Source organism: Flectobacillus longus, assembly GCF_030056705.1.
Classification (GTDB): Bacteria; Bacteroidota; Bacteroidia; order Cytophagales; family Spirosomataceae; genus Flectobacillus; species Flectobacillus longus.
In genome coordinates this window covers 43,278-65,990 of the sequence record NZ_JASHIC010000036.1, presented here as the reverse complement: position 1 = coordinate 65,990, position 22,713 = coordinate 43,278, and the positions used below count along the sequence as shown (strand labels likewise).

Below are 22,713 nucleotides of genomic sequence, written 5' to 3'. Positions count from 1 at the left end.
ACGCTAAGTATGGCAAGGGTTTTCTATTAAAGACAATATTCTAAAATGATCATTCCTCTGAATTCTGTTTTCATCAACTCAAAATCATGCAAAATGAGCGTGCCAATTTGTTGAAAACCCATTTTATGATAAAAACCAATAGCATTTTTACTGCTATCCATCGCTTTTAGAATGACACTTTCTTTTCCTTGTTTTTGAGCTAGTTCAAAAGCAAACTCTATCAATTTACGCCCTAAACCAAGTCCTTTGTATGACTGATGAAAGTAGATTCTTTCTATTTCGAGTGCACTACTTTTTTCTGAATAATCATAATTTACCTTCAAGTATCCCACAGGCGAAGTATCCATCTGAAGAATAAAATAATCAGAATTTGGGTGCTCTATTTCAACTTGAAGTACCTGTTCGGCATAGGATTTCTCAAGATACCACTCTTTGCCTCCCTCAAGCCATAAATAGAGATAATGCTCAACGTAAATGTTTTTACAAAGTTCAGAAAGGCAATGTGCGTCTTCCAAGTTTGCTTTTTTGATTTGATAGTCCATAAATTTTGATGAAGTGTTAGGTACTGTATCAATGCAGTGTTAATTATGAGTGTAATTTTATTTATCAATATTTTACATTCGAGGTTAATTAGGTCTTATTTTGCTTTATGAGGCTTTAGATCTTAAGCTAAAAGCGGGTAAAATTGCCCACTAGCTTAAAGAGTTTTCGTAAATCTAAGTTCGAATTGCAAGTTAGGCATAAGTTCGTAATAGCAGACTTTTTGACCTGAATTCGTTAAAAATTGACGAGCCAAAAAGTTTTTCTCAAAGTATAATGAGTCTTTTCCTCGATACTCAAATAAGTTAGTACCCATAAGCGGAGGCAACTCAAATCCTTGTAGTTTGTCATGACGATATTCATAAGCTTGAACAACGTATCCTTTGGGGGTTAGTCCAAACAAATACAACTCTGGTAGATTATTTAGATTAAAATCTCCATCTGCAAATTGTATCTTTGTAGGAATATCTTTGAGCTTTTGTTGCCATTTTCTTAAACCATAACCAATTGAAATATCTCTATTTTGGTGTACACAAACTTTATAAAGGCTTGTGCTCGAGTACCATGACCACAAGCAAGAATATGATTGAACAGAATCGCCTTGGGGTAACTGGTACAAATTGTTATGAATATTGGTCTGAATAATTTGCTCTTCTTGAAATTCAATCAAAACAATATAACATACAATTGCTACAAGTAGAATAGTCATGCACGAAGTAAAGAAGGTGATTTTTTTCATTTTTTCAGGAAAATATCGGCATTATCATGTAAATTTACCCAGAATGATTTGAAAATGTATGTAGTGAAAATTTATTCAAATCTACTATTTTTGACAGATGCCCAAGCAATAGCAATTCTTCTAACAAATTAAAGAAAATGATTATTGTGTAAGTATTATTTATGACGAAACAAAGCCATAATACCTATGAATTGTACTTCCCTAGACCAACAACTTTGCCAGGTTGCTTTGGAAAATAGCCCACTTTTTGTTGGAATCTACAATCCAGACACTCACAAATTTATCTATCTCAATAAGACAGGGCTAAAAATGTTTGAGCTAGAAAATTTGGAACAAGCTAATAGTTTTTTCTTGGAGGGCTTACGAAACAACGAAAGTCTGATTCAATGGGAGCTTCAGGTATCTGAGCACTTAAAATCTTCTGCTGAATTTTGTATTGATGATAGTTTCACAAGTCCAAGTGGTACAAAATTCTGGGGGCGAATTCAAGTGAAATTGCTTCAAGAGCCTGATGCAGCTAGAGGTCATTGGTTGGTTAATTTATCTGATATTCAATCTGAAAAGCATACTCAAATTCAATTCTCGGAAGGTGAAGCTCGTTTTGAAGCATTGTTTATGCACGCAGCAATGGGTATTGTAATGATGGACAAAAGCAGTAAAATTGTTCTTACCAATCGCTTTGCCAATGCTTTGTTCGGCTATGATTTGAACGAGCTCATAGGTATGCCTATCGAGACACTTCTTCCAACAGCATTAGCTGAGACTCATCGCCAACATACAGAAAAGTATTTGCACAAACCTCAAATTCGTCCAATGGGTATTGGACTGGATTTGAAAGCGCGCAAAAAAGATGGGACTTTATTTTCGGTAGAAATCAGTTTGAGTTTTTTTGAACAAAATGGTAATCAATATTTCATCTCTTTTATCAACGATATTACCTATAAGAAGAAAATCGAGATGGAGATGATTTTGAAAAATCAAGAAATTAAAAAACTCAATGAGAGCCTTGAACAAGAAGTCATGAATCGAACCAATGCGCTTGTTGAAACACTTAAAGATTTAGAAGAATCGAAGCAAGAACTAGAATTGGCCTTGAGTAAGGAAAAAGAGTTGGGTGAACTCAAATCTCGTTTTGTAGCAATGGCATCGCACGAATTTAGAACGCCATTGACGGCCATTTTGTCTTCTGCATCTCTAATTTCGAAATATCCCAAAACCGAAGATCACGAAAAAAGAGAAAAGCATGTTCACCGAATAAAGTCAGCTGTAAGTAATTTGACCGATATTTTAGAAGAATTTTTGTCGGTAGGAAAACTTGAAGAAGGTAAAATAGAAGCACATTTGGCCGAAGTCGAAATTCCTGATTTGGTAAATGATACCTTGGCAGATGTTAGTAATTTGTTAAAGAAAAATCAAAACTTACGCTTTGAGCATTCGGGCGAAACTGAGCTTTTTACGGACAAATCCTTGTTACGAAAAATTATTATCAATTTATGTTCCAATGCGGTGAAGTTTTCGGGAGAGAGCTCGTGTATTACGATTAGAACTCAAAAACTGCCGTCTCATTTCGTCTTGAGTGTACACGATGAAGGTATTGGTATTTCGGAAGAAGATCAAAAACATTTGTTTGATCGATTCTTTAGAGGCGTGAACGTTACCAATATTCAAGGTACAGGATTAGGCTTACACATTGTTGCCAAATACACCGAATTACTTGGAGGAAAAGTAAGTATTTCGAGTAAACTCAACGAAGGTACAACCGTAACTGTGCAGTTGGATTTAGCTTGATTTAGCCTTTTCTTAGGCTCTTTACATAAAAGACATAAAAGAATCGTGTTAAGTAAGGTGCTATGACCAAAACTCCACATTCGCAACTCATCATTCAGCACTAATTTATATTTCCCTCAATATTCAATAAAAATCATTTGTTAAAACTTGTCTTAACACAACAATTAAGCTTTATGAAAAAGATATTACTTATCGAAGACAGCGATGACATCAGAGAAACCACCGCCGAGATTCTCGAATTGGCTAACTACGAGGTAATTACCGCAGTTAACGGTAAAGATGGAGTTGAAAAAGCCATTCAAAGTCGCCCTGATATTGTAATTTGCGATATTATGATGCCTGTGCTTGATGGATATGGCGTTCTCCATATCTTTAATCAAAATCCCGATTTACAAGGTATTCCATTTATTTTCTTGACTGCCAAAACTGAAAGAACTGATTTTAGAAAAGGAATGGAAATGGGTGCTGATGACTATTTGACCAAGCCATTTCACGAAATAGAGTTATTGAATGCCATCGAAAGTCGTTTGAAAAAAGTAGAACAGCTGTTGCATGGTGCTGGAAAAGTGGCTCATGAGCATTTGGAAGAACTGTATTCGGAGGCAAATAAATACAGAGATTTAACGGATTTGTCGTCAGATAGAAAGGTGTCGACATTGAAGAAAAAACAAATTGTGTATTCTGAAGGCGATGAACCCATCAAGTTTTATTTCTTGAAATCAGGAAAAATAAAGACTTATAAAACCAATAGAGATGGAAAAGAGTTTGTAACTGGTTTGTACAATGAAAGCGATTTCTTTGGACATATTGCCATTATCGAAAATACTGACTATCAGGAAACTGCCGAGGCATTGGAAGATTCTCAAATTATTGGTATCCCAAGAGGCGATTTTATGGAGCTATTGTCCAAAAACCAGCAAGTTGCCAATAAATTTATCAAATTGTTGGCCAATAATATTGCAGATAAAGAAACCTATTTGTTAGGTATGGCATATAATTCACTTCGTAAGCGTGTAGCAGATGGTCTTTTATTGTTACAGAAAAAATATAGAGCAGAGGAAAGTATGAAATTTACTATGAAAATTTCAAGAGACGATTTGGCATCTATTGTGGGTACTGCCACAGAATCACTTATTCGAACATTGAGCGAATTTAAAGCTGATAAGCTTATCGAAATTAGCGGTAGTGAAATTACGATTATCGACGAGAAGAAGTTGGCTAATTTAAGAAATTAGGAGAGGTTTCAAACAAAAAATTAGGCGTAGAAACACAGTTTCTACGCCTTTTTCATGGCTCATGACTACATAAATTCAAAAATTGAATATCAGTTTGTGATTTTTCAAAAGAATATTTCAGTAGCCTGAGCTATTAAATTGTTGGTAAAATCCTGATATCAAGTACCATTCGTGTTTGCCGAATTGCCATTCCAGGAATTTCATTGATTCGACAAAAAGAACGTCTAACGGTTTAATTAATGTTTTGCTAAAGTGGCAAGCACAGGAATGCTTGAGTGGTTGATTACCGTTTCGGTTACGCTACCAAATAAGAAATGACTCAGTCCAGAACGAGCTTTTGTCGACATGACGATGAGATCGGCTTGTAAATCTTCGGCTGCATGAATTACGCCATTACTTGCGCTGTAGTCATTATAAATCACAAACTCATGATCGGTAAGATTATGCTCTTTTTCAAAAGCTGCCATTTTCTCGTTGATAGTTCTGGTATCCTCAAAACCATCAGAAGAATTTACGTAAACCACATACACTTGTTCGATTTCATGGCTCAAAGTCTTAATGAGCTTATCATCAAAAGGCGTTTCAAAATCGACAGCAAACATTACTTTGCGAGGGTAAAAAATTGATGTCGGTTCTTTGATAACCAATACAGGACAATGAGCGTGTCTTACTACACTTTCTGAATTAGAGCCATCCAAAAACTCTTTCCAACCTGTTGCTCCTTCTGAACCCATGACGATTAAGTCAATATCTGTTCTTTCAGAAATGGCCTCACCTAATTCTTCGTAATCATCAGTATTATATACAACAATACTAATTCCTTCATATTTAGGTGATTGTATAATATCTTCCAGTTGCTTTTGCGTTTGATTATGAATCGCTTCGTTAGTTTCTACATCGTAGGTTGTAATAGGCGCTTCAATAAAATCTATGTTTGGAAGAATAATAAAATCTTTGTGATATAGGACAATTTCGGCCGATGTTGCACGAGCAAACATGGCTGCTACATCTAATGCTGCTAACGATAGTTCAGAGAAATCTGTAGGCACAAGAATCTTTTTCATGACTTTTTTATAGATTTAATGGAAAAACATAAACTTGATTTAGCTACTAATATATCATTGATATACGGTAAAGTTGACGTTTTTCTGATATTAAAAACATGACAATTATCATGTTTTTGAATGAAAGCAGTCACGCTAAAAAGATTAAAATTCTTCACAACAATTTCGTAAAGAGGCTCTAATGCCAAAGCCTGCCTAGTTTTCTACAGATTTTTATCGAAAGTTTTATTCATACACTTTCTCATGAAAAGCCAGATAATCACACATTTTGAGCATAAAATATCGTTGGGCTAATTCATATTCATAAATAAGGGTATTAAGTAAGGATTTTTCAAAAACAAGTACATGTGCATTGGAAAGAACCTTAACGCCATAACGATGTTTTTTATCTGAGAGCATTTCTTCTAATCCCAAAAAACACCTAAACCCATCTATGACAATAGGTTTGTTGTGTTCATCTCTGAGTTCAAAAGCACCGTCTTTCAGATAAAATACAAATTCGGCATCTTGTCCTTTTCTATACAAATACTCACCTTCTTTGAAACTTAATTCTATACCACTCGCTAAAATTTTACGTTCCGTTTCTCTCATTGTTTCTTTGCTTGCTATGAGTATGCTAAGTTAGGCGAGATTGCAAGCCCTTGAAATGATAATAGTCATTGGGCAAGCTGACATAAAAATTAGTCGTACATACTGCTAATTTTTACTAATTTCTCAGGGTTCAAAATCGTGATTTCACTACCATGTGTTGTAATAATTCCGTCTTCTTTAAATTCTGACAAAAAGCGAATTACTGTTTCTTTGGCCGTACCAACAATCGAAGAGAGGTCTTCTCTCGAAATTGAAATAGAAAAGGGCGTTTTGCCTTCTTCTTGATAAGTGCTTTTTAGTAATAATAATGCTTCAGCTAGTCTTTCACGAACGGGCTTCATTGCCAAATGGATCAACTTATCCTGTGTATCTCCCAAAGCACGTGCAAGCATTTTCATTAAATCAGTCGAAACTTTTACATTTTCATCAACTAACTTATTGAACTCAGCAGCAGGAATAAAACAAACCTCTGTTTCGTCCAAGGCAATAGCCGAAGCCGTATATTTAGTATTGTCTATCAGCGAGCGATAACCCAATGTATCTCCTTTTTTGGCAAGTCTAATAATTTGCTCTTTTCCGTCTGAGCCCATTCTACTTACCTTTACCTTACCGCTATATACGCAGAAAATACCCAGCGGTCTGTTTCCTTCATGAAAGATAACTTGACCCTTCTTATAGGAATTAAAACATTTGCTTTCATTTAGTTCTTCCAACTCGTGAATATGGCACTGCTTGAAAAGTGAACTATCTTTGAATTGGCAACTTTGACAATGTGGAGCTTGCGGTTTCATATATAACACTGATTAGATTGATAAATATCACTCTGCGAAGTTGCAAAAGGTCAGTATCGGAAAATATGAGTTTTATCAGTTTTTGAAATCACCTTACTCATATTTACTTCAGCGGTCATAGGCAAATTTTGGAAAAAATTGTAGAGTCCATGGAAACGCTTACTGACGAGGCTCTGGTGTGTTACCATTGTGGTAATGATTGCCCAGATACCCATATACATATCGAGGAAAAGCATTTTTGCTGTGAAGGTTGCAAAACTGTTTATGAAATACTTGACCAAAATAATCTTTGTAATTACTACGACATTGAGAAAATGTCAGGTAATAGCCCCCAAATGGCACATTTTGAGTTTTTGGACAATACCGAGATTACTAATCAATTACTAGATTTTAGAAGTGACAAAATTGCCAAGATTAGCTTCTATATCCCTTCTATTCACTGCTCATCGTGTTTGTACCTTTTGGAGAATATGTACAAACTTCATACAGGTGTAAAGCAATCAAAAGTTGATTTTTTGAAAAAACAAGTGGCGATTACTTTCAATCCTGAAGAGCTGACATTACGCCAATTGGCCGAAATGTTGACTTCGGTTGGCTACGAACCGCTGATTAGTTTGAATGATGTGGTAAAGGAAAAAAATAAACCTTCTTACAAAAAACTACTGACGCAAATTGGTGTAGCAGGGTTTTGTGCAGGTAATATCATGTTGTTTAGTTTTCCAGAATATTTAGGTTTGGACGACATGATGTACAAAAAACTCTTTGGTTTGTTGAGTATGGCATTGTCGATTCCCGTGGTTGCTTATTCGGGCTCAGACTACTTTGTATCGGTGTATAAAAGTCTCAAAAAAGGGATTATCAATATCGACTTTCCAATCTTGCTGGGTATTTTAGTAGCCTTCTTTAGAGGTACTTACGAGGTGATTGTATTGGACGGGGCAGGCTATTTTGATTCACTTTCGGGCTTGATATTTTTCTTGCTGATAGGCAAATGGTTTCAGCAAAAAACCTATAGTTTTCTTTCTTTCGAAAGAGATTACAAATCTTATTTTCCTTTGGCTGTTACTCGATTGACTCAAGGAAAAGAAGAGCCCATCTCGTTGAATGCCTTGAAAAAAGGAGATAAAATTCTCGTACGAAATGGCGAATTGATTCCTGCTGACTCATTTTTGTATAAAGGAAATGCCCAAATAGATTACAGCTTCGTAACAGGCGAATCGGCATTAGAAGCCAAAAAGGTTGGAGATTTTTTATATGCTGGTGGTCGCCAGGTAGGCGAAACCCTCGAAATGGAAGTATTGAAGGAGGTTTCTCAAAGTTACTTGACCCAACTTTGGAACAATGATACTTTTCAAAAAAGCCAAGATTCCAAAATCAAAACCTTCTCAGATTTAGTGGGCAAATATTACACTATTTCGGTATTGACCATTGCTGCTTGTGTTTCGATTTATTGGTATTTCCACGATCCTTCAAAAGTTATCAATGCCTTTACGGCTATCCTGATTGTGGTTTGTCCGTGTGTGTTATCCTTGAGCTATCCTTTTGCGCTGGGTAATGGTTTGAGAATTTTGGGAAAACAGAATTTTTATCTCAAAAATGCAGACATTATTGAGGCGATGGCACAATGTGACACCATTGTTTTTGATAAAACAGGTACTCTAACAACCTCGGAGGGAAGTTTACCGACTTTTCATAGTCAGCGTCCTTTGAATCAGTTTGAGGAAATGTTGGTGTCATCATTAGTAAGAAATTCGACACACCCGATTTCACAAAAAATCAAATACTTATATCCTGAGCCTACTTTTTTAGAAATAGAAAATTTTCAGGAAATCACTGGGCAAGGTTTGAAGGGATTATACGAGAATCACCAAATCAAATTGGGTTCGTTTGAGTTTGTGAATCCAGAAGGGAAAAAACCTGAAAAAGGATTTAATGCAAGTGTAGCGCACCTCAAAATCGATCATGAATATATTGGCTATTACTCGTTACCAAATCATTATCGTGCCGATATAGAGGGTCAAATTCGAGCGCTTAGCAAAACGTATCATACCTATTTGCTATCGGGCGACAATGAAGCAGAGCGCAATCAGTTGAAGAGTTGGTTTTCGGATGAAAACAACTTGAAGTTTAATTGCACACCACAAGAAAAACTTGATTTTATTAAGAAACTACAAGCCCAAGGCAAAAAAGTAGTCATGGTGGGCGATGGACTTAACGACGCTGGTGCCCTGAAACAATCAAATGTTGGTATTGCCATCACTGATGATACGCTCAACTTTACGCCATCAAGCGACGGTATTTTGGAGGCTAACTCTTTACACAAGTTTACGGCTATTTTCAAGTACAGCAAATATGCCTTACGTCTGATTCAGTTCAGTTTTGTGGTATCCTTGATTTACAACTTCGTAGGTTTGACTTTTGCGGCCTCTGGTACATTACACCCTGTGGTGGCGGCGATTCTGATGCCGATGAGTTCGTCAACAATGGTGATTATTGCTTCTGTAGGTATGATTTTACGTGGTAAAAATCAGTTTAAGCACTGATTTTTGTCAACTCTACAAAATAGATAGTCTATTAAATTTGTTCCAAATTCGTAATGATTTGGCTAATGATAGTGCATGAATCACTCATCGGAAAAATCACTATTTTTTCCTTGTACCGTGTTGTGAGCATTGGCTCGCCTGCTGGCTTTCTGAGTGGTTTTCACAGGTTATTAGTCAAATTTTTACCTAATCTATAAATCCCAATTTCATGGCAATTTTATTATTTTTTGTAGCACACTGGTATCTGTCATTATTCTCGCAAACATTCTTCTTACATCGCTACGCGGCACACCAAATGTTTACGATGTCTAAGGGCTGGGAAAAATTCTTCTATGTTTTTACGCTCATTACGCAAGGGTCTTCTTTTTTGAGTCCCAAAGCTTATGGTATCATGCACCGTTTGCACCATGCCTATGCCGATACCGAAAATGACCCGCATTCGCCAAGTTATTCAAACAATTTGTTTGATATGATGTGGAAGACCAAGAAGATTTACAACGACGTATTGTATGACAGAGCAGATATTGATCCTAAATTCAAAAAAAATGTACCTAACTGGATGTTTTTAGAAAAATTAGGCGACCAATGGTTGATGCGTCTTTTCTGGGGAACACTTTATACGTTATTCTACATGAAATTTGCTACTTCACCTTGGGAATATGCTTTGTTGCCGATTCATTATTTGATGGGTCCTGTACATGGAGTAGTAATCAACTGGTTTGCACACAAATATGGTTATATCAACTTTAAAGTAAACGATACAGCAAAAAACTTGCTTCCATTTGATTTCTTGATGATGGGCGAGTCGTACCATAATAATCACCACAAATTGGGTGGTCGTGCCAACTTCGGTGTAAAATGGCATGAGTTTGACCCGACATATCCAGTGATTTTACTTTTAAATGCCTTACACATTATTAAGTTGAAGAAAAACAACGACTTGAATTATATGTAATATCAGGCAAAACGGTAGGCTTTAGGCAATAGGCTTTTGTGGCTAGTTGACTAAAGCCTACCGTTTGACCTGAAACAAAATATGCTAAATGTTTAAAGATATGGGGAAACAATTTGAAGCAAAGACCTTTACGCTCGGTGAGCAGATAACAGACGAGCAGCGTGCTTTTTTTAACGAATATGGATTTTTACATTTCAAAAACTTTTTGTCTAAAGATACTGTCAAATTGTTTTTGCAAGAAGCCCACAGAGTTGAGAAAGATTGGATTGATAAGGGAATAGAAAAAATGAACGGCACGCCTCTGAAATTTGGCAAAGATCCAGCAGGTAATACCATGATTCAGCGTATGTGTTTTCTTTCGACACATAGCGAAATATTACATCAATATTTGCAAGATCCACGTTTGAAGGCACTTTTGACTTTGTTAGAACCCAACAATAATCGTATTGCGGAGGTAGAAAAGGATGGGTTAGTGTTTAATCATTACATCAATCAGGACAATAGTAAATTCTCACAAATGGGTTGGCATACCGATAGCCCGCGAGATTTGTTTTTGGGACAAAAGATTTTGAAAATGCTCAATATTGGTACTCATTTGGACGATTGCCCTTTTGAGAATGGTGGTTTGAGAGTACTGCCAGGCACGCATAAATTGAGCAAAATGAAGGTTTTGTTTTTGAAAAAACAATTCATTGACCATAATCCTGACCCGAATGAAGTTGGTTTGGACATCGAAGCTGGAGACTTGACAGTACACGACGGTGACCTTTGGCATCGCGTAGAAGTTTGTCCATTTACAGGCGAAAAATCTCGCCGTCGTGTAATGTACTTCCCGATTATTCAAGGCAAATATGCGCCAAAAGACGAAAACAGTTCGACGCCATTTTATCATCGTTTGGCGAAGATTGTTCAACGATAATATTTACTGACACCAATTAATATAGTGATTAATTTCGGGTAAATCTTAAATTCATATCAATCCAATTTTTTAATACTAAAGCACAAGGAAAACATCTATAGGATTGCTTTTGGGCAGTTTATGTTGTTAGCTTTGTGCTTTTTTTCAAGACTTAGTTTAAGACTTAGTCTTGGACTAGGAATAGAAATCCTTTGACTCTTTTGCGTACTGCATAAAGCCTGATGCCTATTGCGGATAAAATTTACTTAATTTTGCGAGAATCTCTTATTTATCAATAAAGATATAAGCTATTCAAAAAGAACTTTTTTAGAGATTTGAGTGTCAAAAGATTGACAGACAACCCAAACAATGAATCCAGAACAACATATAGAGACTAACACCTCCGTTCCTAGCGTGAAAAAAGCTTTGGAGGGGCGTGAAGACGTTGAGCTTCTTGTGAATACATTTTATGATAAAGTACGAGATAATCAAATGCTCGGACATATATTTGACCATGTAGCAAGAGTCAACTGGCAAAAGCATTTACCCAAAATGTACAATTTTTGGGAAATGATTTTATTTGGTACCGAAGGATATGATGGACATCCATTACGCCCACATTTTGTCATCAATTCGGTACATCAGCTTACAATTCCTCATTTTGAGCAATGGTTGAGCTTGTTTTTTCAAACCTTGGACGAACTTTTTGAGGGGCCAAAAGCAGAAGAAGCTAAAGAAAGAGCCTACAATATAGCCAATGCTTGGGCTCATAAGATTGACTATATGAACAAATTGAATGATTCACCAACCATCGAAGTGACCCAGTCATAGTGTTGATTTTAAGAAGTTTATCCCTAAAGGTACAAGAATAACTCTTGTGCCTTTTTTTATGCACCTATTCAATCCTGAGTCAGACAAGTCTTTTTTACTGACTTTTGTCATAAAATGGACTAATAAATGCGAGTACCCCCACTAACATTCCTCATAGCTGAACACAGCAGAAAGCCCCAATTTTGAGGCATAGAAACACAAAAAAACACAAAAAAATGCAAATCATCTTCATCATGATCGGAATCAGTTTGGTGATGGCACTTGTTTTTTTAGGTGCGTTTTTTTGGTCAATGAAAGACGGACAAAACGACGATTTACACACTCCTGCTATGCGTATTTTGTTGGACGACCAAAAAAGTACTCTGAAATAAACAGGGAATCAAACATTGAGTTAGACTCAACCGACGTAGTAAAATGGGAGGGTAGAATCTACAAAATTTGCTCTCAATCGCAATTGTTCTCGTAACCAATTTATAATCTAAAAATATGTCAGCTATCAGTACACACATCGAACGCTTTGAGTACGACAATAAGATTGTCCGAAACTTTGCCGTTGCGACGATTATTTGGGGGATTGTGGGCATGTTGGTGGGCGTTATTATCGCTTCTCAACTCTTCAAGCCTGAGCTTAATGTTACGCAATATGGTACATTTGGACGTATCCGTCCTTTACACACCAATGCAGTTATTTTTGCTTTTGTAGGAAACGCTATTTTTATGGGTGTTTACTACTCCCTTCAACGCCTTTGTAAAGCCAGAATGTTCAGCGATTTTCTTTCGAAAATTCACTTTTGGGGATGGCAATTAATTATCGTAGCAGCAGCCATTACTCTTCCATTAGGTTTAACAAGTAGTAAAGAATATGCTGAACTAGAATGGCCAATCGATATAGCTATCACTTTGATTTGGGTAGTATTTGGTATCAATATGTTTGGTACTATTTTCAAACGCCGCGAACGTCACTTATATGTAGCTATCTGGTTTTATATTGCAACATTTATTACAGTAGCAGTATTACACGTAGTTAACTCATTTGAATTACCAGTTACTCTTTTCAAAAGTTACTCTTTGTATGCAGGTGTTCAAGATGCTTTAGTACAGTGGTGGTATGGTCATAATGCAGTAGCATTTTTCTTGACAACTCCTTTCTTAGGATTGATGTACTACTACTTGCCAAAGATGGCGAATCGTCCCGTATATTCTTATAAGTTATCGATTTTGCACTTCTGGGCTTTGATTTTTATCTATATCTGGGCTGGTCCTCACCACTTATTATACACTAGTTTACCAGACTGGGCACAATCATTAGGTACGGTATTCTCGATTATGTTGATTGCTCCATCTTGGGGTGGTATGATTAACGGTTTGTTGACTTTGCGTGGCGCTTGGGACAAAGTTCGTGAAGATGCTATCTTGAAATTTATGGTAGTAGGGGTAACTAGCTACGGTATGGCAACTTTCGAAGGACCTATGCTTTCTTTGAAAAACGTAAACGCTATTGCTCACTTCACTGACTGGATTGTAGCACACGTACACGTTGGTGCTTTGGGTTGGAATGGTTTCTTGAGCTTTGCAATTCTTTACTGGTTGCTTCCTCGTATCTACCACACAACGATTTACTCTAAAAAATTAATTAACGTACACTTCTGGTTAGGTACTTTAGGGATTATCTTCTATGCAGTACCAATGTATATTTCAGGTTTTACACAAGGTATGATGTGGAAAGACTTTACACCAGAGGGAACCTTGAAATACGGTAACTTCCTTGAAACGACGCTACAAATTTTACCAATGCACGCAATGCGCGCTTTCGGTGGCTTGATTTACTTGACAGGGGCTATCTTAATGGCTTACAACTTGTTCAAAACAATGGCGCAAGGTTCTTTGGAAGCAAACGAACCAGCAGAAGCTCCAGCTTTGGAAGTTGCATACACACCAACAGGAACAGATACTTACTGGCACCGTTGGTTCGAACGCAAACCAATTCCATTATTGGTAGGTTCATTGGTAATGATTTTGGTCGGTACTGCTGTAGAATTGATTCCTACTTTCATGGTAAAATCAAATGTAGAAACTATCAGTGCTGTTCAGCCATACACTGCGCTCGAATTAGAAGGTCGTGATTTGTATATCCGTGAAGGTTGTGTAAACTGTCACAGCCAGATGGTTCGTCCATTCAGAAGTGAAACCGAACGTTATGGTCAATATTCAAAAGCAGGTGAATTTGTATATGATCACCCATTCTTGTGGGGTTCAAAACGTACTGGTCCAGATTTGCACCGTGAAGGCGGTAAATATCCAGACTCTTGGCACTATCACCACATGCGTGAGCCAGTTTCGATGTCGCCAGGTTCTATTATGCCTCCATACCCTTGGTTGTTAGAACAAAAATTGAATACTGCTGACATTGAGGCAAAAATGAAAGCGATGCAAAAATTAGGTGTGCCTTATGATACTTATCAAATTCAAAAAGCACAAGAAAACCTAAAAGCTCAGGCCGATGGTATTGCAGCAAATCTTGCTAAGGAAGGTGTAAAAGTTTCTTCAGACAAAGAAATCATTGCATTGATTGCTTACCTACAAAGAATAGGTACAGATATTAAGAAAACTGAAACTGCGGCAAACTAAATAGAGTGATGAGTTTTGAGTTGTGAGTGATGAATTTAAAATTTTAATTTATTGATATTTTACGTTTTATAATTCGTAATTCACAACTCACCACTCAAAATTCTCTTTAGCTGTAAAAAAAAACTAAAGCCATGTTTAAGCAATTTATCGATAAAGTAGACGGCGCTGATGTATATATGATTACCTCGTTTATCATATTTATGGCCTTCTTCGTTCTTGTAAGCATTTATTTGTTCATTATGGACAAAAGCTACTTGAATAAAATGCAAAACCTACCACTTGAAGACAGTAACCAAAATGAGCTTCAAGATGTGATTTCTATTTGACAACTTTCTAATTGATAACCAATCCGATGAAGCGATTATCTATTTTAGCAATATTAAGTCTGGTCTCATTCTCGATGTTTGCGGCCGAAGAAGCCCAAAATACTTTTCTTCCAGGGCTTAAATCAGGGCAGGAGTTATTCATTATCACTTTGCTCGGTATCATGACCTTGATTTGTGCAGTAATTATTGTTGTTACGCTCAATTTGAACTCACAAATCAGAAATATTTTCAAACCTAAAACTGAAAGCTCTGAGTTTGAACAGGCGATGCAAAATCGTACTTTCTGGCAAAAATTCTGGAGCTTGAAGCCTATTCAGTTTGAAAAAGACCAAATTATGGAGCACCAATACGATGGTATTGCTGAACTTGACAACCCAACTCCTCCTTGGTTTATGTACCTTTTCTACATCACGATTATCGTTGGTATTTTCTACTTGATAGGCTACCACGTAATCGGAAATGGTAAAATCATGAACAATGAATATACCGAAGAAGTAACCATTGCCGAAAAAGCACGCGAAGAGTACATGAAAAAGTTTGCTAATTCGGTAAACGAAGACAACGTGAAAGTATTGACAGATGCCAAAGGTGTTGAGGATGGTAAAAAGATTTATACTCAAAACTGTGTAGCATGTCACGGTGCAAATGGTGAAGGGGTTGTTGGTCCGAACTTAACAGATGAATATTGGTTGCATGGTGGTTCACCAAAAGCTATTTTCCATACTATCAACGAGGGTGTGCCTGAAAAAGGGATGATTTCTTGGAAAAAAACATTGAACCCAATTCAAGTGCAACAAGTGTTGAGCTACATTGTGTCGATTCAAGGAACAAAGCCTGCAAATGCTAAAGCTCCACAAGGAGACAAAGTAGAAGCTGCTGTTAGCATGAAATAATGTTTGAAGGCTAACAGAAATGAATGCCTTTCAAGAATACTTTTTTACGATTCGGACGTTCGAGACTTATGGGTAGTGCATAAGCCTCGATGCGTTCGAATTGTTTTTTAAAGAAGATTGATTAAATGAAATAGCCATTAGATAATATATAAAAACAAACAAGATAGCTTAGTTGAATAGCTTGTTTGAATTACTATTTCTAAAAGTATGTTAATAAAATCATTTGGTATTTATTGAAAAAACGAAATTTCCGTTCGCAACTCCTTACTTTTCTTGTCTTGACACAAGAAAAGTAACCGCGCGGCGGCCGCAAAAGAAAGTCAAGAAATCCTAAACTCGCCTGCGGCTCAAACAGTAGGATTTCATAAAACCAAATACCAAACTGTAAGTGCCTATTTTGAGCAACTTATAAAGTTTGAACATACTCTAATTCACTTATGTGCTGAAATTTAACTCTTAAAATTATGAAACCTCCTAAAATTGATACCACCGAATTCCGTGATCATCTTTCGAATGTCACCGAAACAGGGAAACGTATTTGGATATATCCACGTATAGTTGTAGGCCAGTTGTACAAGCTTCGTACTTATTTTTCATGGCTTTTGTTGGGATTTCTTTTCGGAATTCCATTTGTAGAAGTTAATGGTGGTCCACTATTTCTCTTTAATGTAATTGAACGAAAGTTTATATTTTTTGGAGTAACCTTTTTTCCTCAAGATTTCCATCTAGTGGCTTTTGGTTTGCTTACTTTTATCGTTTTTATTATACTTTTTACCGTAATTTTTGGTCGTGTATGGTGCGGTTGGGCTTGTCCTCAAACCATTTTTATGGAAATGCTTTTCCGTAAAATCGAAAATTTCATTGAAGGTGATTATCGAGCTCAACAACGTCTTGATGCACAGCCTTGGGATACCGAAAAGATTGTGAAGAAAACCTCCAAGCATATTATTTTCTTCATTATCTCCTTCCTAATTGCTAATACATTTTTGGCCTATATTATCGGTAAAAGAGAGCTGTTTTCTATCATTCTCGATAATCCACTGAATCATATTTCTGGGTTAGTCGCTATTGTCATTTTTACCTTTGTATTCTATTTCGTTTTTGCCAAATTCCGTGAATTGGTTTGTATTGTAGTTTGTCCCTATGGTCGCTTGCAAGGGGTATTACTAGACAAAAAATCTATTATCGTAGCCTATGATTTTCTTCGTGGCGAACCTCGTGGCAAAAAGAAAAAGGTTGAAGAACAACCCAATCCATTGGAAGAGCTAAAAGCGTTGGCAAATCCTAATGCCAACAAAGGACATTGTGTAGATTGTAGTATTTGTGTGCAAGTATGTCCAACGGGTATCGATATTCGTAATGGTACTCAGCTCGAATGTATTGGCTGTACAGCTTGTATCGATGCTTGTGATGAGGTAATGGTAAAAACCAACCAACCAACAGGCTTGATTCGTTATGCTTCTTTAGATGGTATCGAACAGGGAAATAAATTATCGTTTAATTTACGTATAAAAGCCTATACGGGTGTATTAGTAGCTTTATTGGGGATTTTGGCATATATGTTAATTACTCGTAGCGACGTTGAAACAACGCTTTTGCGCACACCAGGCTTAACGTATCAAGAGGAAAAAGGGAATGTTTCTAACTTGTATAATATTGAAATCTTGAATAAGACCATCAATTCTATGCCAGTTTCATTGCGAGTGAAAGACTATCCTGCGGCTCAAATCAAACTGATTGGCAAACCTCTTCAGCTCAATAAAAGCGATTTGACAAAAGGTTCTTTCTTTATCGTTATTCCTAAAAAAGAGTTGGAGTCTCCTTCGATCAAACTCAAAGTCGAGATTTTAAGCAACGGACAAGTAATAGATGAAGTAAAAACCTCCTTCCTTGGTCCGATGGAGTAGCGACTTTCCTAGTTTAGTGATTTGAGATTGAGTGATTATTCTAAAATTTGTATTCTAGTTGTAGAAATGCAATGATTGCGTCTAAAGCCGAGTTAGACATAGCATAGTAGTATCAAAACAAGAGTCTTCCCGAATTTTTGGGAAAAGTACTCAAATGCTAGGCATTTATTTACTGTTTATCAAAAAAGGCGTTCGAAAAATTCATTTCGAACGCCTTTTTTGATACTATATTTCAACATTGCGTCTCTACGAGTGAAAGGTAGGTTTAAAAAAATCACTCATTCAGTCAATCTCAAATCACTAAATTAGAGATTTCTATCACCTTGTTTGTTTAGTTTTTAAAATAGAGTAAACCGCAATAGCTACCCAAACAACATTGACCAAAGCAGAAGGATAGGCTTTATGAGCAATCGTATTTACAATAAAAAATACGCCACCAATCATATTACTCCAAATATATAAGGGCTGGTCGGCACGCAGTTTCCCTTGAATATTGAGTGCATACGCACCGACAATCAACACCGAGCCAATCCAACCTAAGGCTTCTACTAGAATATCAATCCACAACATTGTTTTTGATTTTTAATGAATCGGCAAAAATACTAAATCTACTACAGACAGACAAAACGAGAAGGGAAGGATAATATTTATTTATCCATTTAAACGCTGAACACGGAAGTAGGTTATGCCAAAATTGAGAATTTGATTATATGGAATAAACAACTTGTCACAAAACAGATTGTATTCATGATGCTGGTTCTTTTTGAGAATATGGCTAAACTCTGTGTTATGTTTATCGATTACCTTTCTTTTTACCTTTCCAAGTTCTATCAATTCACAATGTCCGTCTTTATTGAGCTGATAATCCAATAAAAAACCAGAATACACAAAAAAGTCATTATCAATCTTGACACAAACATTCATGTAGGTCAATATCTCTTCTGTATCTTTCTTTAAGAACATTTTTCCTGAAAAAACATAGTGAAAAGCATTGTCGAATTTTAGTACTAAAAAGCGTTCATCTAGACGTAACGATAGCACTAGTCGCTGTAGCAAACTGCCTATGACGTAACTAAAAAGTAACAAACAGGCATTGTAACTAAAAATTGGAATCAAATGCTTTTGTACTTTTGAAAGCACTACCTCGTCGGGACTAGATAGTAGTTTAGCCAACAAACGAAAATCGATATAAAGTGATGGATGATATTTGTTAATCATCAAAATACCAAGACATTGAATAACCATCCCAAATCCTAAAGTTGTAGCGATTTCGGCAAAATTACTGGCTCGTAAATGATAATTAGAAAGATGAATCGGAGAATAAGCTTTTCGGAAAAGTCCCCCAGGAAGAATAAAGAATAAAATAATCAGCGCAACGCCGTAGGTGATTCCTGACATAAATGCAGTTAAGGTCTACAGGAAAATCTGTAAAAGAAGAGATATTGGTTAAATTTCAGAAACTCGTTCAACACGGAAAGAGCCTTTTGTTCCAGAAATAGTAATGATATTTTCGCTATTTCTCTCACGGTCGATAGCCGTTAATAATTGCTCAGCCATGTTGGCATCGGACAAAATCAATTTTGAGTTTTTTCCCAAAACTGGATAGTCTGATTCTGCTGAACCAAATAAAAAAGCCATGATATTTTTAAGAAGAGCCATAATCACTTAGTATTTAACATCATTCAAAATGGAATCTAAACAAAATTACATTCGTATTGCTAATATAACTATTTTTTGAATAAAATATTTTGTGAAAGACAAATAAGTTTGGAGTTTTGAATGATTAGCTTTGGGTGTATATAATTGTAAATGAGGAGGTTATCTTTTTGAATGTCTGAGATTCGACTTTTACGAATGTAATAGGTTGATAACTAATGTTTTGCAATTGTTAATCATAATTCTGAACTAAAATTAAAAATAGATGGATGCTAATTACTTTGTGCGTGTTCACTTTTCACTTTGGCGCTAAGCCTTTACCTTTGTTTTCTTATTTCTTACCGAGGACTACAACCAACCATGATTGAAAAAAAATTATTAGCATACTGGAAAACGTGTTTGGCGCAAGCCATGAAAGCCAATATTGATGTAGAAGTAAACGAAAAGCTTCGTTTTTCTGCCGATGTTTGGCGCTTGGGAATGATTGATGAACAAGTATGCGAAACATTTTTTCAGGAACAAGAAAAAAAACGTAACTACGAAAAAGGCATTCGTTCAGACAAAGACCCTAAATGGGAACGTCCCGAGGTGCTACAGCTACTAGTTTCGCCCAGCTATCTCGAACCCCAGCGAGAGGAGCATCTGTTTTTTACACCAAAACCTATATATCCATTTTGGTTTCCGATTTTGCTTCATCGAGGAGGTCATTTTTCGATAGTTGATGAATATTATCCTATTGTTCCTCGCGAATGGATGAGTCCTGTGGGAAATGAAGATACCGATTTTGTTTTCTGTCAATTAGACTCGCTTGAAGAACTTTTATCCAAAGACAGAAATACTTTTTTACGTTGGGAAAATTATGTAGAATATCTCGAAGAAAGTTTTTTGTTGTTGAGAGGACAAGCCATGGAAGAGTTTTCGGAAGATGATTATCGTGTGGTTTACGAAACTACCATTGTCGTACCCGAAAAAGATATGCAGGCGGGCGCAGCCATTGTATCCTTGTACGAACATCTCGAAAATGCCAAGCAATTGCCAGCCTTACTGAAGGATATGATTGGCTTGAAGGAACAAAAAAACTTTACCTCACCCGTGGTAGTTTCACAGTGGTTGGAAACCCATTTGCAACATTTGGGACAAATGGGCGGTGCTTTTCCTTTAAGTATTTCGCAACGAAATGCTTTGGCAACGCTCAGCCAAGAACGAAAATCAAGGGTATTTGCTGTAAATGGCCCTCCAGGAACAGGTAAAACAACACTAATCCAAAGCATTGTAGCCAATCAAATGGTGCAAACCGCCATTCAAGGTCAAGACCCTGCAATCTTGTTGGCGTGTTCTGCCAATAACCAAGCGGTGCTAAATATCATCGAAAGTTTTAAACCTGTACGCTCCGAGCGAATTCAAGATTTACAAGAGCGTTGGCTACCCGATTTGGAAGGGTATGCCACGTATTTGCCAGCAAGAAATAAAAACGAAAAAGAACTCGTCAATATCAATTATATGAAATTGGACGATTCTGGGCTATTTGCTCGTCTGGAAGAAGAAGCTTATGTCGAAAAGGCTGAAAGGTATTTTTTAAACATGGTCGAGCGATATACCCACAAGCGAACAGATGATATTTCAGAAGCTTATTTTTGGTTGCAAACTGAGATAAAAAACCTCCAAAAATCATTGGAAAAAGGACGGATTTTATGGAAAATAGTTTGCGAAAAAATGGCAGAATTTACCCAACGTTCGATAGACCAAAAGCATTGGGTTGATTTGGAGGAAAATCAGGATTATTGGTTAGCCATTGAGAGTAGTATCGAAGACCAGCTGTATCATATTCAGGCCACTGCTCGACCGATGGTTCGTCAAACAGTATTGAATTTAGAACCGCTAAAAGATACGTCTAGAAGTCGTTTAAAAGGCTTTTTTGAAACAAAATTGAAGTTGATTCAAGAAGTCTTGAAAGCTTGGGCTGTTTGGGAAAAATGGAAGCGCCAGTACGGAATTTTCTCGAACCCTTGTACAGATGAAGAGAAAGTTTGGGAGAAGGATTTTCTGAAGCTACGGCAGTTTAATACTCATAACCAATATTTTTTTGACGAAGTAGATACCCAAATTAGATATAAAGCCTTTTTGCTGGCAACCCATTATTGGGAGGGACGTTGGCTAGAAGCTATTACAGATCAACTCAAAAATGAGTCGCCCAATAAGGGTTTGGCTGGTCGCAAACTCATGTGGCGCACCCGTGCCATGCTGACACCTTGTTTTGTGAGTACATTTTTTATGGCTCCTCGTTTCTTTTCCTATCTCAAATTTGCAGGAGAGAATGAAGACGGAACTAAAAAATGGGAAACCCCTCCGATGTTAGAGTTTGTTGATTTTCTGATAGTTGACGAAGCAGGTCAGGTAAGTCCAGAGGTAGGATTAGCAAGTTTTGGCTTGGCAAAGCAGGCAGTAATTGTAGGCGATATTCAGCAGATTGAGCCTGTTTGGAATACCATTTTTAAAATAGACTTAGGAAATTTGCTGAAAAACGAATTGATTGAAAATGAACAAGATGCGTTTTTGAGCAAGCTGCAAGAAAGAGGCTTTACGGCATCTAATGGCTCCATTATGAAAATGGCTTTGGAAGCGACAGACGTTTTTGACCCTATTAGTGAACAAAAAGGTATTATGTTGTTAGAGCATCGTCGCTGTCATCCTGCCATAATTAGCTATTGCAATGATTTGGCTTACAAAGGACTTTTGAAGCCCATGAAGCTATCGGATTCATCCCAACAAATTTTCCCTCCGATGGTATTGCTCGACCAACCAAGTAGCTCGACAGTAAGGAATAAAGAAAGATTTAATGAGGAAGAAGCAGACGAAATCTGTCGCTGGTTATTGACCAACAAAAGTACCATAGAAAGGCACTATACCGAAAAAGCAAAGCAATACAAACGAATCGAAGAACTGGTCGGAATTATAACGCCATTTAGAGGTCAACGAAAAATTTTATATAAAAAACTAAAAAAAATAGGGATAGATACGCATCTTATGAAAATAGGCACGGTTCATGCTTTACAAGGAGCAGAGAGAGAAATTATTGTGTTTTCTCCGGTGTATGCCCAAGATGATGCCGAAGTATTCTTTTTTGATAGGAAAAATCGCCCAAACATGCTAAATGTGGCTGTTTCGAGAGCTAAGAGTAGTTTTGTGGTGATAGGAAATGCAGGAGTTTTTCAGAAAAATCCAACTTCACCCTCAGGAAAACTCTATCAGTATCTTTCCAAAATATAACTTTTTTGTCTTGCTTATAGCTAATTGGTTATATCCTAAAACGCGAATTATGTTGAACTTT

The 22,713-nt window shown here is 36.7% G+C and carries 20 protein-coding genes; 12 read left to right on the top strand and 8 right to left on the bottom strand.

What is annotated here, in order from left to right; translation table 11 throughout:
- Positions 1–26 precede the first annotated feature (26 nt).
- Both QM491_RS22840 and QM491_RS22835 read right to left on the bottom strand, forming a co-directional pair.
- Positions 27–542, bottom strand: a complete 516-nt coding sequence (locus QM491_RS22840) for a GNAT family N-acetyltransferase (RefSeq protein WP_283329846.1) — start codon at positions 540–542, stop codon at positions 27–29.
- Between the two features lie 155 nt (positions 543–697).
- Positions 698–1,279, bottom strand: coding sequence for a hypothetical protein (locus QM491_RS22835; RefSeq protein WP_283329845.1), 582 nt, complete (start codon positions 1,277–1,279; stop codon positions 698–700).
- 186 nt (positions 1,280–1,465) lie between these two features.
- Here QM491_RS22835 and QM491_RS22830 point away from each other — a divergent pair, with 186 nt between their 5' ends.
- A complete protein-coding gene (locus QM491_RS22830; RefSeq protein ID WP_283329844.1) occupies positions 1,466–3,067 on the top strand; it encodes a sensor histidine kinase in 1,602 nt (533 codons plus the stop codon).
- A gap of 173 nt (positions 3,068–3,240) precedes the next feature.
- On the top strand, positions 3,241–4,302 hold the full coding sequence (locus QM491_RS22825) for a response regulator (protein ID WP_283329843.1): 1,062 nt from the start codon (positions 3,241–3,243) through the stop codon (positions 4,300–4,302).
- Between the two features lie 236 nt (positions 4,303–4,538).
- Here QM491_RS22825 and QM491_RS22820 read toward each other — a convergent pair whose 3' ends face one another.
- From QM491_RS22820 to QM491_RS22810, 3 genes are all read right to left on the bottom strand, one after another.
- Positions 4,539–5,366: a universal stress protein gene (locus QM491_RS22820; RefSeq protein ID WP_283329842.1), complete on the bottom strand. Its 828-nt coding sequence runs from the start codon at positions 5,364–5,366 to the stop codon at positions 4,539–4,541.
- Between the two features lie 225 nt (positions 5,367–5,591).
- Positions 5,592–5,957: a cyclic nucleotide-binding domain-containing protein gene (locus tag QM491_RS22815; protein WP_166551847.1), complete on the bottom strand. Its 366-nt coding sequence runs from the start codon at positions 5,955–5,957 to the stop codon at positions 5,592–5,594.
- Between the two features lie 89 nt (positions 5,958–6,046).
- Positions 6,047–6,748, bottom strand: coding sequence for a Crp/Fnr family transcriptional regulator (locus tag QM491_RS22810; RefSeq protein WP_283329841.1), 702 nt, complete (start codon positions 6,746–6,748; stop codon positions 6,047–6,049).
- A 149-nt stretch (positions 6,749–6,897) separates the two neighbouring features.
- On the opposite strand from QM491_RS22810, the gene QM491_RS22805 reads away from it, so the two are divergent.
- The 9 genes from QM491_RS22805 to ccoG all read left to right on the top strand — a co-directional run bounded on the left by QM491_RS22805 (position 6,898) and on the right by ccoG (position 17,729).
- Positions 6,898–9,291: a heavy metal translocating P-type ATPase gene (locus tag QM491_RS22805; RefSeq protein WP_283329840.1), complete on the top strand. Its 2,394-nt coding sequence runs from the start codon at positions 6,898–6,900 to the stop codon at positions 9,289–9,291.
- A gap of 208 nt (positions 9,292–9,499) precedes the next feature.
- Positions 9,500–10,246, top strand: a complete 747-nt coding sequence (locus tag QM491_RS22800; protein ID WP_283329839.1) for an acyl-CoA desaturase — start codon at positions 9,500–9,502, stop codon at positions 10,244–10,246.
- Between the two features lie 100 nt (positions 10,247–10,346).
- Positions 10,347–11,165, top strand: a complete 819-nt coding sequence (locus tag QM491_RS22795; RefSeq protein WP_283329838.1) for a phytanoyl-CoA dioxygenase family protein — start codon at positions 10,347–10,349, stop codon at positions 11,163–11,165.
- 348 nt (positions 11,166–11,513) lie between these two features.
- Positions 11,514–11,975 (top strand): group III truncated hemoglobin, encoded by a 462-nt coding sequence (locus QM491_RS22790; protein WP_283329837.1) that lies wholly within the window; start codon positions 11,514–11,516, stop codon positions 11,973–11,975.
- Positions 11,976–12,190: 215 nt separating this feature from the next.
- The gene (gene ccoS, locus QM491_RS22785; protein ID WP_283329836.1) at positions 12,191–12,346 is read left to right on the top strand and encodes a cbb3-type cytochrome oxidase assembly protein CcoS; all 156 of its coding nucleotides are present in this window, start codon (positions 12,191–12,193) and stop codon (positions 12,344–12,346) included.
- Between the two features lie 115 nt (positions 12,347–12,461).
- The gene (gene ccoN / locus QM491_RS22780; RefSeq protein ID WP_283329835.1) at positions 12,462–14,603 is read left to right on the top strand and encodes a cytochrome-c oxidase, cbb3-type subunit I; all 2,142 of its coding nucleotides are present in this window, start codon (positions 12,462–12,464) and stop codon (positions 14,601–14,603) included.
- Positions 14,604–14,734: 131 nt separating this feature from the next.
- The gene (locus QM491_RS22775; protein WP_283329834.1) at positions 14,735–14,929 is read left to right on the top strand and encodes a hypothetical protein; all 195 of its coding nucleotides are present in this window, start codon (positions 14,735–14,737) and stop codon (positions 14,927–14,929) included.
- A gap of 26 nt (positions 14,930–14,955) precedes the next feature.
- Positions 14,956–15,822, top strand: a complete 867-nt coding sequence (locus QM491_RS22770; RefSeq protein ID WP_283329833.1) for a cbb3-type cytochrome c oxidase N-terminal domain-containing protein — start codon at positions 14,956–14,958, stop codon at positions 15,820–15,822.
- 464 nt (positions 15,823–16,286) lie between these two features.
- Complete coding sequence (gene ccoG / locus QM491_RS22765; protein ID WP_283329832.1) at positions 16,287–17,729, top strand: cytochrome c oxidase accessory protein CcoG; 1,443 nt, start codon at positions 16,287–16,289, stop codon at positions 17,727–17,729.
- 318 nt (positions 17,730–18,047) lie between these two features.
- On the opposite strand, the gene QM491_RS22760 is transcribed toward ccoG, so the two are convergent.
- From QM491_RS22760 to QM491_RS22750, 3 genes are all read right to left on the bottom strand, one after another.
- Complete coding sequence (locus QM491_RS22760; protein WP_283329831.1) at positions 18,048–18,299, bottom strand: CBU_0592 family membrane protein; 252 nt, start codon at positions 18,297–18,299, stop codon at positions 18,048–18,050.
- An 81-nt stretch (positions 18,300–18,380) separates the two neighbouring features.
- Positions 18,381–19,127: a hypothetical protein gene (locus tag QM491_RS22755; RefSeq protein WP_283329830.1), complete on the bottom strand. Its 747-nt coding sequence runs from the start codon at positions 19,125–19,127 to the stop codon at positions 18,381–18,383.
- A 48-nt stretch (positions 19,128–19,175) separates the two neighbouring features.
- Positions 19,176–19,388, bottom strand: coding sequence for a hypothetical protein (locus QM491_RS22750; RefSeq protein WP_166551836.1), 213 nt, complete (start codon positions 19,386–19,388; stop codon positions 19,176–19,178).
- Positions 19,389–19,745: 357 nt separating this feature from the next.
- Between QM491_RS22750 and QM491_RS22745 the strand changes: the two genes are divergently transcribed.
- Entirely contained in the window at positions 19,746–22,652 is a 2,907-nt protein-coding gene (locus QM491_RS22745) for a DEAD/DEAH box helicase (protein ID WP_283329829.1), read from the top strand.
- The last annotated feature ends 61 nt before the right edge of the window (positions 22,653–22,713 follow it).